8 protein-coding genes are annotated in these 12,507 nt (G+C 70.5%); 3 read left to right on the top strand and 5 right to left on the bottom strand.

Going from position 1 to position 12,507, the window contains the following annotated elements; all coding sequences use genetic code 11:
• Positions 1-108 precede the first annotated feature (108 nt).
• From CCK91_RS14910 to gabT, 3 genes are all read right to left on the bottom strand, one after another.
• Positions 109-1,467, bottom strand: coding sequence for a flavin monoamine oxidase family protein (locus tag CCK91_RS14910; protein WP_086474643.1), 1,359 nt, complete (start codon positions 1,465-1,467; stop codon positions 109-111).
• Positions 1,468-1,750: 283 nt separating this feature from the next.
• Complete coding sequence (locus CCK91_RS14905) at positions 1,751-3,217, bottom strand: NAD-dependent succinate-semialdehyde dehydrogenase (RefSeq protein ID WP_086474642.1); 1,467 nt, start codon at positions 3,215-3,217, stop codon at positions 1,751-1,753.
• A gap of 181 nt (positions 3,218-3,398) precedes the next feature.
• A complete protein-coding gene (gene gabT / locus CCK91_RS14900) occupies positions 3,399-4,763 on the bottom strand; it encodes a 4-aminobutyrate--2-oxoglutarate transaminase (protein WP_086474641.1) in 1,365 nt (454 codons plus the stop codon).
• A 156-nt stretch (positions 4,764-4,919) separates the two neighbouring features.
• Between gabT and CCK91_RS14895 the strand changes: the two genes are divergently transcribed.
• Together CCK91_RS14895 and CCK91_RS14890 are read left to right on the top strand one after the other, a co-directional pair.
• Positions 4,920-6,515 carry a PucR family transcriptional regulator gene (locus CCK91_RS14895; RefSeq protein WP_086474640.1) on the top strand — a complete coding sequence of 532 codons (1,596 nt, stop codon included), beginning with the start codon at positions 4,920-4,922 and terminating at the stop codon, positions 6,513-6,515.
• Between the two features lie 54 nt (positions 6,516-6,569).
• Entirely contained in the window at positions 6,570-8,621 is a 2,052-nt protein-coding gene (locus tag CCK91_RS14890; RefSeq protein ID WP_086474639.1) for a bifunctional lysylphosphatidylglycerol flippase/synthetase MprF, read from the top strand.
• Positions 8,622-8,635: 14 nt separating this feature from the next.
• Here CCK91_RS14890 and CCK91_RS14885 read toward each other — a convergent pair whose 3' ends face one another.
• Both CCK91_RS14885 and CCK91_RS14880 read right to left on the bottom strand, forming a co-directional pair.
• Positions 8,636-10,066 (bottom strand): alanine--tRNA ligase-related protein, encoded by a 1,431-nt coding sequence (locus CCK91_RS14885; protein ID WP_086474638.1) that lies wholly within the window; start codon positions 10,064-10,066, stop codon positions 8,636-8,638.
• A gap of 58 nt (positions 10,067-10,124) precedes the next feature.
• On the bottom strand, positions 10,125-11,270 hold the full coding sequence (locus tag CCK91_RS14880) for an alpha/beta hydrolase (protein WP_242664555.1): 1,146 nt from the start codon (positions 11,268-11,270) through the stop codon (positions 10,125-10,127).
• Between the two features lie 261 nt (positions 11,271-11,531).
• On the opposite strand from CCK91_RS14880, the gene CCK91_RS14875 reads away from it, so the two are divergent.
• Positions 11,532-12,452: a phosphate/phosphite/phosphonate ABC transporter substrate-binding protein gene (locus CCK91_RS14875; protein WP_086474636.1), complete on the top strand. Its 921-nt coding sequence runs from the start codon at positions 11,532-11,534 to the stop codon at positions 12,450-12,452.
• Positions 12,453-12,507: the final 55 nt, after the last annotated feature.

Genomic DNA, 12,507 nt, shown 5'->3' with positions numbered 1-12,507 from the left:
GACCGGAGGCGGTGGGCGGGGAGCGGAGCGCCCTTCGACACGCGGTTCCTGAGCTTGTCGAAGGGCAGGGACCGAGGCCCTTCGACAGGCTCAGGGACCGGGAGACGCTTACGCCTGGTGGCGGGCGATGATCGCCTCCGCGGTGTCGGCGCCCTTGCGGATCGCGCCGTCCACGTGCTGGTAGCCCTCGGCGGCGAGGTCGCTCGTCGACCAGAAGATCGGACCGACCGGCGTCGACTGCATGGCGCCGTAGCGCGAGAGGCCACCGAGGTCGAAGCTCGCCGCGTACGCGCCTCGCGTCCACTCCTCGCTGCCCCAGTCGCTCTCGTAGTAGACGACGGGGGAGAGGGCCTGCTCGCCGTAGTAGTGCGACAGCGAGGTGAGGATCCGCTCGCGGCGCTCCTCGGCGCTCAGCTTGAAGACCTCGTCGGCGCGCTCGTCCGAGACGAACCCGACGAGCGTGCCGCGCGGGTCCTCGTGGTTCGTGTTGTCGTAGGCCTCGTGGACGAGCTCGTACGGGCTGAACGCGGTCGCCGAGAGGCCGTCCTCGCGCCAGAACGGCGTCTCGTACACGGCGTGGACCTTGATGACGAGCCCGAGCGACATGTGCTGGTGCATCTGGTGGCTGAGGCGCGGCAGCGGCGGCTGGAAGTCGATGCGGGAGTAGAGGTTCGGCGGGACGGCGACGATCGCGTACCGCGCGTTGACCGTCACGCTGTCCGCCTCGGCCGAGACACCGCCCTCGGACCACTCGAGACGACGCACGGGCGAGGACAGGTGGACGTCGTCGCCGAGGGCCTCGGCGAGCTTGATCGGGACCTGCTGCAGACCGCCGACGACGCGCTTGTCGAGGATGAAGTCGGCCTCGACGAGGTGGGTGAAGCTGCCGGCGGACGCCGCCATGAGGAGCGCCTGCAGGAGCGAGAAGGAGTGGGAGGGCTTCGTGAGCATCGCGGCGGCGATGAACAGGGCGATGTTGTCGCGCGCCTCGACGTCGTCCGTCTGCTCGGCGAGCCAGGCGCTCCACGAGATGCGGTCGTACTCCTTCGCCCGAGCGTGCGCCCACGGCTCGGTGACGCCGACCTGCTCCACGAGCTCGTCGAGCAGGGTGATGAGTCGCTCCATCTCGGCCGCGGTCGACTCGGCGACGGGGAAGATGTCGCCCGTGAAGCGGGTGCGCACGCCTTCGGCGTTGACGTAGACGCTGTCGCCCTCGCGGTAGCGGGAGTAGGTGTCGAGTCCGAGCTCCTCGAGCGTGGCGAGCAGCGCGGTCTGGTCGGGGGAGACCCACTGGCCGCCCAGCTCGAGCATGGCTCCGTCGATGTGGTTCGTCCAGAGGCGACCACCGACGCGGTCGCGCGCCTCGAGGACGGCGACGGACAGGCCCGCCGCGCGGAGCTTGGTGGCGGCCGTGAGCCCGGAGGCCCCGGCGCCGATGATGACGACGTCGCGTTCGATAGCGCTCATGAGGTGTCTTCCTGTTCGTGGCCCTTCGACAAGCTCAGGGACCGGGGTGATGCTCGGGGGCCTGGGTGGTGCTGTCGGTACCGGGTGGTGCTCGGGGACCGGGTGGTGGTGCTGTCGGGTGGTGCTCGCGGGCCGGGGTGGTGCTGTCGGGCCCGTGTGGTGCTCGGGACCGGCGCCGATAGTCGAGTATGGCGGATCCGGTGGTCGGATGGAACCGCGGATGGCGAGGTCGCCGGTCGGATCGGTGATCGGCGACGGTTTCCGTCGTGCCGACCGAGGCGGGTCAGCCGATGGGCGTCATGGTGTACTTCGTGTACAGGTACTCGTGGATGCCCTCGAGTCCGCCTTCGCGTCCGATGCCCGACTGCTTGACACCACCGAACGGAGCTGCGGCGTTCGAGATGACGCCGACGTTGAGGCCCATCATGCCGGTCTGCAGGCGGCCGATCATGCGCTGTCCGCGGGCGAGGTCGGTGGTGAACACGTAGGAGACGAGCCCGTACTCGGTGTCGTTCGCGAGCCGCACGGCCTCGTCCTCGTCGTCGAACGGCACGATCGCGAGGACCGGGCCGAAGATCTCCTCGCGGAGGATGTCGGACCCCGGCACGACGCCGGTGACAACCGTCGGCTGGAAGAAGGTGCCCGGTCCGTCGACGGCCTCGCCGCCGATGAGGACCTCGGCGCCGCGCTCGACGGCGTCGCCCACGAGGGTCTTCGCCTTCGCGACCGCGCGGTCGTCGATGAGCGGGCCGATCGTCACGCCGTCCTCGGTGCCACGACCGATGCGGAACGCGTTGACCTTGTCAGTGACGCGCTTCGCGAACTCGTCCGCGACGTCGCGGTGGACGATGAAGCGGTTCGCTGCGGTGCACGCCTGTCCGATGTTGCGGAACTTGGCGGCCATCGCGCCCTCGACGGCCTTGTCGAGGTCGGCGTCCTCGAACACGACGAACGGGGCGTTGCCGCCGAGCTCCATCGAGGTGCGGAGGACGTTTTTCGCGGACTGCTCGATGAGCTTCTGACCGACGGCCGTCGAGCCCGTGAAGCTCAGTTTGCGGAGCCGCGGGTCGGCGATGATCGGGCCGGACACTGCGGAGGAGCTGGAGGTGGTGATGACGTTCACGACGCCGGCGGGGAGCCCGGCGTCCTCGAGCAGCTTCACGAAGTACAGGGTCGTGAGCGGCGTGAGCTCGGCGGGCTTGACGACGACCGTGCAGCCGGCGGCGAGCGCCGGGGCGATCTTGCGGGTCGCCATCGCGAGGGGGAAGTTCCACGGGGTGATGAGGAAGCACGGCCCGACGGGGTGCTGCGAGACGGTCATCATGCCGGTGCCCTCGGGGTTCGACCCGTAGCGTCCGGAGATGCGGACGGCCTCCTCGGAGAACCAGCGGAGGAACTCACCACCGTAGGTGACCTCGCCGTTCGCCTCGGCGAGCGGCTTGCCCATCTCCAGCGTCATGAGGAGGGCGAACTCCTCGCGACGCTCCTGGAGGAGGTCGAAGGCCTTCCGGAGGATGTTGGAGCGGGTGCGGGGAGCGGTCGCCGCCCACTCGTCCTGAGCGGCGACGGCTGCGTCGAGGGCCGCGGTGCCGTCGGCGACCGAGGCGTCCGCGATCGTCTTGATGACGTCGCCGGTGGACGGGTCGCTCACGTCGAGCGTCGCGCCCTCCGTCGCGTCGCGCCAGACGCCTCCGATGAACAGGCCGTTCGGGACCTTGGCGAGCAGATCGGTTTCACGTGCATCGGTCATGGGTGGAGCTCCTTGGTGGTGTCGGTGCCGTCGGTCACAGTGTTTCAGCGTGCATGCCCCTCGACAAGCTCGGGGACGATCACATCGGTCCCTGAGCTTGTCGGAGGGCGGGGGCCGCCTCGGTCCCTGAGCTTGTCGAAGGGCGGCCCTTCGACAAGCTCAGGAAGCGGCGGGCGGGGCGTCAGTTCGCGGCGAGCGCCTCGAGGAGGACGTCGAGTCCTTCGTCGAGCAGCCCGAGGGGGATGGTCAGTGGCGGGAGGAAGCGGACCACGTTGCCGTAGGTGCCGCAGGTGAGGACGATGACCCCGGCCTGGTGGGCGGCCTTGGCGACGCGTGCTGTGAGGGCGGCGTCGGGCTCGCCGGTGGCTGGGTCGACGAACTCGACCGCCATCATGGCGCCGCGCCCGCGGATGTCGCCGATGCGGGGGTCAGAGGCCTGCGCCGCGGTGAAGCGGTCGGCGATGCGGGTTTCGATCGCCCGGGCCGAGGCTGCGAGGTCCTCCTCCTCGTACGCTTCGATGGCCGCCAGGGCGGCGACACAGGCGAGCGGGTTGCCGCCGTAGGTGCCGCCGAGGCCGCCGGCGTGCGGGGCGTCCATGATCTCCGCGCGTCCGGTGACGGCGGAGAGCGGCAGACCGCCGGCGATGCCCTTGGCGGTGATGATGAGGTCGGGCACGATGTCGAAGTGCTCGGATGCGAACATCGCACCCGTGCGGGCGAAGCCGGTCTGCACCTCGTCGGCGATGAAGACGACGTCGTTCGCGCGGGCCCAGTCGAGCAGGGCCGGCAGGAAGCCGTCCGCCGGGACGATGAAGCCGCCCTCGCCCTGGATGGGTTCGATGATGATCGCCGCGAGGTTGTCTGCGCCGATCTGCTTCTCGATCTGGGTGATCGCGCGCTGCGCCGCCTCGGGGCCGGTCAGTCCACCGTCGCGGAAGGGGTAGGACAGCGGTGCGCGGTACACCTCGGAGGCGAAGGGGCCGAAGCCGCTCTTGTAGGGCATGGACTTGGCGGTGAGGGCCATGGTCAGGTTCGTGCGGCCGTGGTACGCGTGGTCGAAGGCGACGACCGCTTGCTTCTTCGTGTGGCTGCGGGCGATCTTCACCGCGTTCTCGACCGCTTCGGCGCCCGAGTTGAACAGTGCCGTGCGCTTCGCGTGGTCGCCGGGGGTCAGGCGGTTGAGCGCCTCGGCGACCTCGACGTAGGAGTCGTAGGGGGTGATGGTGAAGCAGGTGTGGGTGAACTCCTGCAGCTGTCGGGTGACGGCCTCGACGACGCGCGGGTTGCTGTTGCCCACGCCGGTCACGGCGATGCCGGACCCGAGGTCGATCAGGGAGTTGCCGTCGACGTCGACGAGGACGCCACCGCCCGCGCCGGCCGCGAACACCGGCATCGTGGTGCCGACGCCGGACGCGACCGCGGCGTGCTTCCGGGCCATGAGTTCCTCGGAGATCGGTCCGGGGATGGCGGTGACGAGGCGACGTTCCTGGGGGAGCGAGGGTCCGCCGAGGATGGAGGGCGCGGGGGCTGCGGTGCTGCTCGTCATCGGTACTCCTTCGGCTGCCGCGTCCGGCGGGGGCGCCGAGGTCGTCCGCGAGCAGTGCACCCAGGCTAGGCAGCGGTCCGCGTCGAGGCAGTCGACAGTCTGTACATGCAACTGGCATCGGTTGGACGATTCGGCATCCATGCGTAGACTCACGCCATGGCACCGACGCTGCAGGACCTCCTCGACCACCGTGCGCTCGGCCTGAAGCTCGTGGTGGCCGGGACCGAGGGCGCGCTCGACCGGCAGGTCGCCTGGGTGTCCGGGTCCGACCTGCCGGACCCCACGCCCTTCCTCCTCGCCGACCAGGTGCTGCTCACCACGGGTACGCAGTTCGGGACCGCGGTCTCGACGACGCAGGTCGAGGCGTACGTCGCCCGCCTCGCCGACGCCGGTGTCGCCGGACTGGGGTTCGGCACCGAGGTGATCACGGCAGGGACACCGCCGGAACTCGCCGAGGCCTGCGCGGCGCACGGGATGCCGCTCATCGAGGTCCCGTACCGTACGCCGTTCATCGCCGTCATCCGGTACGCGGCCGACCTCCTCACCGAGGCGGCGCGGGCGAGGGACGCCTGGGCACTGGGAGCCCAGCGCGCCATCGCGTTCGCCGCACTCCGACCCGACGTGACGGCCGCCGTCGTCACCGAACTCGCGCGGTCGCTCGGTGCCTGGGTCGTGCTCTTCGACGCGCATGCGACGCCGGTGGCGATCGCGGGCGACGGGCCCTCCGCCGGTCCCGAGACCGAGCGCCTCCTGGAGCGGGTGGCCGGTGAGGCCACCATGCTCCTGAGCCGCGGACAGCGGTCGGGGGCGACGCTCGCGAACCGAACCCGGACGGTGTCGCTGCAGACCCTCGGTCGGCGCGGGGACCTGCGGGGTGTCCTCGCCATCGCCGGGACCGACGGCCCGTTGGACGCCGCGGCCCAGAGCGTCGTGACCTCCGTCGTCGCCATCGCCGGGCTCACCCTCGAGCAGGGCGGCGCGCTCGGACGGGTGGGGCGCTCGCTGCGCACCGGTGTCTGGCAGCTGCTCCGCGCCGGACAGACCACTGCGGCGCGCGAGGTCGCCGAACAGCTCGGTACGCCGTTGCCGACCGGAGCGGTTCGTGTCGGCGTCTGCTCCGGGCCGACCGAAGGGCGCGAGGCGCTCCTCACCGAGCTGGAACGGGCCGAGACGCTCAGCCCGGGCTCGCTCTTCGTCGCCGAGCAGGACGGACGGCCCGTCCTCCTCCTCGCGGCGGCCGAGGGGGACACGGAGACGGGCGTCGATCGGGCGGTCGAGGCGGTGATCGCGGCGGCACCCGCACGGCGGCTCGGCCTCTCCCGATCCCTCGCGCTCGCTGATCTGACGACGGGGATCGAGCAGGCGGTCTCCGCACACGAGCACGCCGTCTCCGCCGGCGAGGCCGTCGTGCGTTTCGGGGCGCTCGCCGCAGCGGGGATGGCAGGGTTGCTCGATCCCGTCCGCGCCGCCGCCGTGGCCGAGGAACTGCTCGAGCCCGTGCTCCGCGTCGACCGCGAGGAGGGCTCCGACCTTGTGCCGAGCCTCCGCGGCTGGCTCGAGGCGAACGGGCAGTGGGAGCCCGCCGCGCGGCGACTCGGGATCCATCGACACACGCTCCGCAACCGCATCACCCGGGTGGAACAGGTGCTCGGGCGCCCCCTCGACACCTTCGCCGCTCGGGCCGAACTCTGGCTCGCGCTGGTCAGCCTGCCGGACGGCGATGCGTTGCGGTCGCGCGCGGCCGTTCTGTAGCCTCGACCGCACGGCGCGCGTGTGCTCCGTGGAACCACGAAGGGGGCAGCGCGCATGAGGATCCGAACAGTGGTCGCCCGGGTGCCGGTCACGATCGCCCTGGTGCTGATCGTCCTCGTCGTGGGCGTCGTCGGGCGTGGCCTCTGGGAGTCGACGACGGCGCAACCGTGGTGGGACGCGGTCGCCTACGGCTTGCCCGCCTTCGAGGCCGGGCGCTGGTGGACTCCCGTCACCGGCACGTTCCTCGTCGTGGAGCCGTGGGCCTACGTGTTCGCGGTGATCGGGTTCGCCTGGGTCGGACTGCTGGAGTGGTGGCGGGGATCGAAGGTGGCGCTCATCACCTTCGCCGCCGGTCAGCTCGTCGCTGTCCTCGCCACCGCCGGGTTCCTCTGGGCCGCGAGCCAGCTGCCCTGGCCGTGGGCGACGAGCCTCGCCGGGATGCTCGACGTCGGTCCGTCCGGCGGGACGATGGCCTGCTTCGCCGCGTGTGTGTCGCTCTTCGCCTCGCCCTGGCGGCAGCGGGGCTGGATCATCGTCGCGTCGTATGCCGCGATCGGGGTCCTCTTCATCGGGTCGCTCGCGGACCTCGAGCACGCCTTCGCGGTGCTCTTCGTCCTCGCGGTGAACCGTTCCTTCCGTATCCAGCGGGCCAGCGTCCGCGAGCGTCGACTGCTCGCGTTCACGACGAGCGTGGCCCTCGGTGTCGTCCAGATCGTCGCCCTGCTCGTGCCGACCAACGGCCCGTTCGGTCCGACTGCTCCGGCGGAGGGCCCGTGGCTCGACGTCGCGATCGACACGGTCGTGATCATCCTCGTCGCCAACGGCCTGCGGCTCGGTCGCCGCTGGGCGTGGGTCCTGAGCGTCGTGTGGGCGATCCTCAACGTCCTGGTCGCGGTCCTGTACCTGGCACTGTCGCCGCTCGATCCCGCCGAGCTCCCGATCGACTGGGGCGACACCGATGTATTCCTGGCGACGTCGGTGCTCTGGCTCGCCTTCCTCGTCTACCTCGTCGCGACCCGCAGTGCGTTCTCGTCCCACCGACGCCGGCAGCTCGGCGTCGGGCGCAAGCAGCAGCAGGACCTGCCGTCGGCCGACGACGCCCGCGCGCTCATCCGGACCGACGGCGGCGGCTCGCTCTCCTGGATGGCCACGTGGGACGGCATGGAGTACTTCCGCACCTCGGTGGGCCTCGTGCCCTACCAGAAGCACGCCGGCGTCGCGATCGTGCTCGCCGACCCACTCGGCCCGCCGGAGCACCTCCAGGCGAGCGTCGAGGAGTTCGTCCAGGCGGCCGAGCGCGACTCCCTCATCCCGTGCTTCTTCAGTTCCAGCCAGGCGACGAAGGACGCGATGCCCGAGGGATGGCGCGACCTCATCATCGCCGACGACACGATCGTCGACCTCCCGGGTCTCGCGTTCACCGGCAAGGCCTGGTCGAACATCCGCACGGCGCTCAACAAGGCCGAGCGCGAGGGGATGGTCTTCCGGATGAGCACCTACGCCGCCGAGACCTGGGGCGTCCGACAGCAGATCCGCGCCATCTCCGAGGGCTGGGTCGGCGACAAGGGTCTGCCGGAGATGCGGTTCACCCTCGGGACCCTGCAGGAAGCCGACGACCCCGAGGTCCGTCTGGCACTCGCGATCTCACCCGACGGCGACGTCGACGGCTTCCTCAGCTGGCTCCCGGTCTTCGGCCCCGATGGCGAGCACCGCGGGTGGACGCTCGACCTCATGCGGCGACGTGAGGAGGGCTTCGGTTCGGTCATGGAGTTCCTCATCGCCTCCTCGGCCAAGGTCTTCGCCGAGGAGGGCGCGCAGATCCTCTCGCTCTCGGGTGCACCGCTCGCGCATCGGGTCGAGGACGACGAAGGGCGCATCGCGCACCTGCTGGGGCAGCTCAGCGGCATCCTTGAGCCCGTGTACGGCTTCTCGTCCCTCCACCGGTTCAAGCAGAAGTTCAACCCGCGATCGGAGCCGATCTACCTCCTGTACCGCGACGAGGGCGACCTCACCCGGATCGCCGCGGCGCTCACCCGTGCATTCCTGCCGGACGCGACGCTCCGGCAGTTCGCCGGTGCCGGCATCGACATGCTCAAGCGCGACTGAGCGGAGGCCGACCCTCAGGCGGTGTCGCCGCCCGGGAGGCCGGCGGCGCCGAGGTGCGTCGCCCCGCGGGACCGCGCGCGCTGCTCGGCGAGGGCTGCCGCGAACTCCGCCTCCCAGTCGGAAGCGACCTCGATGCCGAGGCGCCCGGCCTCCTCGATGGTCAGCTCCTTCGGGAAGCCGTTCGTGTCCGACAGCCGGAACACGTCGTGTCCCGTCATGACCCGCCCGGCGTACCCCTGGACCATCTGGAGGCCAGCGCCCAGCGTGCGTCGGAACGACTGCTCCTCCTTGACGAGGACGGCGACGACCTCGTCGCGGGCGGCGGCCACCTCCGGGTAGTCGTCGGCGTACAGCCCGGCGATGACGGGCACGATCTCGCCGAAGAAGTTCTCGTGGAGGTCGAGCGAGAGCGCGAGCCGGATCGCCCGTCGGAGCAGCCGCCGCATGACGTAGCCCTGCTCCTTGTTCGACGGACGCACACCGTCCACCGCGAGGAAGGTCGCACCCCGGAGGTGGTCGGCGATGATGCGCATCGCGGCGGTCTCGTCCTCGTAGCGTTTCCCGGTGAGCTCCTGGAGTCGCTCGACGATGGGCCACAGGAGCGAGATGCGGAAGACGTCGTCGGAGTCGATCGACGCGGCGGCGATGCGTTCGAGGCCGCCGCCGAAGTCCACGTTGCGTCTGGCGAGTTCCTCGAACGAGCCGTCCTCGCGTCGGCGGTACTGCATGAACACCTGGTTGCCGATCTCCATGAACCGTCCGCCGTCGCTCGCGGGATGCGCGAGGCCGAAGGACGGATCCTGGTACTCGGGGCCGAAGTCGTAGAACACCTCACTGTCGGGGCCGCACGGGTCACCGATCGGTGTGCCCTCGAGTGACCCGCCGCGGGACCACCAGTTCTCGCCACCGTCGTAGAAGAAGATCCGCTCTCCGGGCCGCACCCCGCGGGCGTCGCCGTCGGCCTGGGAGCCGATCTCCGCGATCCCGTTGGAGACCCCGCGTTCGGCGAACACGGATGCCCAGATCGACGCGGCCTCGTCGTCGCGCGGGATGCCGTTCGCGGGATCGCCGATGAAGCAGGTGACGGAGATCCGCTCCGGGTCCAGCCCGACGATGTCGAGCAGGAAGGTGAAGAACTGCCGGATCTGCGTCTCCTTGAAGTAGTCGCCGAGCGACCAGTTGCCGAGCATCTCGAAGAAGGTGGTGTGCCGGTTGTCGCCGACGTCCTCGATGTCCTGGGCCCGGACGCACGGCTGGCTGTCGGTCAGCCGCCGTCCGTCGGGGTGATCCTCACCGAGGAGGTACGGCAGGAGTGCCTGCATCCCGCTGCCGTTGAACAGGGTGCTCGTGTCGCCGCGTGGGACGAGCGGCGCCCGCGTGATCAGCGCGTGGCCGTTCCGCTCGAGGAAGTCGAGGTAGGCGTTCCGGATCTCGTGGGCGTCCATGCCGACACGATTCCAGCTTTCCGGCCCGAGGGGAAGCCGGTGGGCGCGGCGGCCCGACTCAGTCCGCGTCGTGGAGTGACCGCAGGGCGGTCACCACGTCGTCGTGCCAGCGGCGGGCCGCAGGGAGTACGCCGCCGAAGATCGGGGTGTCGTGCGTCGCGCCCAGGTACATCGTCCCGCTCGCGTCGACGCCGTCGGCCCGGAGCGCGGCGAGGTAGGCCGCGCCGTCGCCGCGGAGGGGGTCGTACTCGGCCGTGAGGATCACGGCGCGGGGGAGGTCCGCGTGCGACCGAGCGAGGAGGGGCGACGCGTGCGGTTCCTTCGCCTGACGTCGATCGAGGAGGTAGGTCTTCGCGACGGAGCGCAGCTCCTTGATCGCGAAGATCCTCGGGATGCCCATCTCCCGCACGGGACGGAGGTCGATGTGGCCGCCGGTGAGGTCCGTGACCGGCACCTCCAGCAGCTGGAGTCGGATGGGCAGCCGGCCGCGTTCGCGGTTCACGAGCGTGAGCGCCGCCGCGATGCTGCCGCCGGCGGACACCCCGGCGACGGCGATCCGCCCCGAGTCGATCCCGAGCGTCGCGGCCTCGGCGAACAGCCACTCGAGCGCCGCATGGGCCTGCTCCAGCTGCGTCGGGTACCGGTGCTCGGGAGCGAGCGCGTAGTCGACGGCGGCGATGACCACGCCGGCGTCGGCCGCCCGACGACGGAACCCCGCGTCGGTCGTCGGGTAGTCGATCCCGCCGATGCGGAACGCCCCACCGAAGAAGGACAGGACCGCGGGCACCGCCTGGTCGCCCTCGGCCGTCGGCGGGTGGTAGAGCCGGATCCGGACGTCGGGGAAGCCGGCGACCGGGATCGTGTGCTCCTCGATGCGCAGCTCCGGGCCCGGGACGCCGACGGTCGCGAGCTCCTTCTTGTCCCAGTTCCGCGCGGCCTTGCGGTGCTGCGCGCGCGTCTTCTTGCGGCGGGGTGCGGCGGTGGTCGCCTTCGCCGTCGGGCTCGAGGGCTTCGCCTTCGGCCCGGCGGCCTTCGGGGAGGTCGCCTTCGGGTCCGCCGCGGGAGCTGGCTTCGGGCGCGCTACGGTGGTCGTCTTCGGCCGCAGGAAGAAGGCCTTCGCCTGCTCGAGTGCGGTCGAGATGAGGTAGGCGCGGTGCGTCCGCGCTCGTTCGACGAAGATCGGGTCGAGGGGCAAACGACTCACCTGCTCTGCTGCTCGGATGGGCGGATTCCAGCAGTCTAGGCGGCTCGGCGGACGACGGCCGTGGCTTGCCTGATCGATCCTTCCGCGGGGCTTCACCTCCTGTTCACCGGGAGGCCCGGCCCTGTTCGGGCGCCGCTCGTAGCGTGATCACACGTACGGCACACAGCAGTGCCCGCGTCGGTCACTCGCGGTTCCGATCCACCGGAGCCACGCGCGGAGCGGGCGGGTGCATCGGTCCTTCTGAAAGGTACGTCCCAGCACATGAAGCTCTCCCTCACCCGCGTCGCTGCGCTCGGCGCCGCAGCCCTCCTCTCGATCGGCCTGGCCGCCTGCTCGAGCGCCACCGCCAGCGACACCGGTTCCGCCGCGGCCGGGACCTTCGCGGTCGACGACCAGACCCTCGTCTTCGGCGTCGTCCCCGACTCGGTCGACACGCAGACCAACTACCAGCCGCTCATGGACTACATCGCCCAGGAGACCGGCAAGAAGGTCGAATACCACGAGTCGACCGACTACGCGGCCCTCATCGAGGCGGCCGTGGCCGGCAAGATCGACGTCGCCTCCTTCTCCGGCTTCACCTACGTGACCGCGCTCAACAACGGGGCCAAGATCACGCCGATCTCGTCGATCATCACCGACAAGGGGCAGGAGCCGGGCTACTACTCCGAGGCGATCGTCCCGAAGGACTCGTCGATCACGAAGATCGAGGAGTTCAAGGGCAAGAAGGTCTGCTTCGTCGACCCGTCCTCCACCTCCGGCTACCTCTTCCCGAGCTACAACCTGCTCGAGGCCGGCATCGACCCCGAGAAGGACATCACCCCGGTCTTCGCCGGCAAGCACGACGTCTCGGTGACGAAGACCGCCGAGGGCGTCGAGTGCGAGGCGGGCTTCGCCGAGGACTCCGAGGTCGAGAAGAACGACGGCGTGAAGGTCATCGACCGCACGATGGTCCCCGGTGCGCCGATCGTCGAGTCCGACTCGCTGCCCGCCGACGTGAAGGAGAAGCTCGAGAAGGCCCTGTCCGAGGTCACGATCGACCAGATCATCGACTCTGGCGTGAAGAGCGCCGACAGCGACGCCTTCCGCGCGACCTTCTACGGCACCTCGCCGGTCGACGACGCGTACTACGACACCATCCGCGACATCTGCAAGAAGACCAACGCCAAGCAGTGCCAGGCCTGATCTGAGCTGGACCTCTGCACTTCGACAGGCTCAGTGACCGGTGCTCCGGTACCCG

It is taken from the genome of Plantibacter elymi (nom. nud.), from assembly GCF_900177795.1.
GTDB classification, from domain to species: Bacteria; Actinomycetota; Actinomycetes; order Actinomycetales; family Microbacteriaceae; genus Plantibacter; species Plantibacter elymi.
This window is presented reverse-complemented; position numbering and strand designations above follow the sequence as displayed.

Excerpts from the sequence above, each read along its gene's own strand:
- CCK91_RS14910 (WP_086474643.1), bottom strand. The coding sequence starts at position 1,467 with ATGAGCGCTATCGAACGCGACGTCGTCATCATCGGCGCCGGGGCCTCC.
- CCK91_RS14905 (WP_086474642.1), bottom strand. The coding sequence starts at position 3,217 with ATGACCGATGCACGTGAAACCGATCTGCTCGCCAAGGTCCCGAACGGC.
- gabT (WP_086474641.1), bottom strand. The coding sequence starts at position 4,763 with ATGACGAGCAGCACCGCAGCCCCCGCGCCCTCCATCCTCGGCGGACCC.
- CCK91_RS14895 (WP_086474640.1), top strand. The coding sequence starts at position 4,920 with ATGGCACCGACGCTGCAGGACCTCCTCGACCACCGTGCGCTCGGCCTG.
- CCK91_RS14890 (WP_086474639.1), top strand. The coding sequence starts at position 6,570 with ATGAGGATCCGAACAGTGGTCGCCCGGGTGCCGGTCACGATCGCCCTG.
- CCK91_RS14885 (WP_086474638.1), bottom strand. The coding sequence starts at position 10,066 with ATGGACGCCCACGAGATCCGGAACGCCTACCTCGACTTCCTCGAGCGG.
- CCK91_RS14875 (WP_086474636.1), top strand. The coding sequence starts at position 11,532 with ATGAAGCTCTCCCTCACCCGCGTCGCTGCGCTCGGCGCCGCAGCCCTC.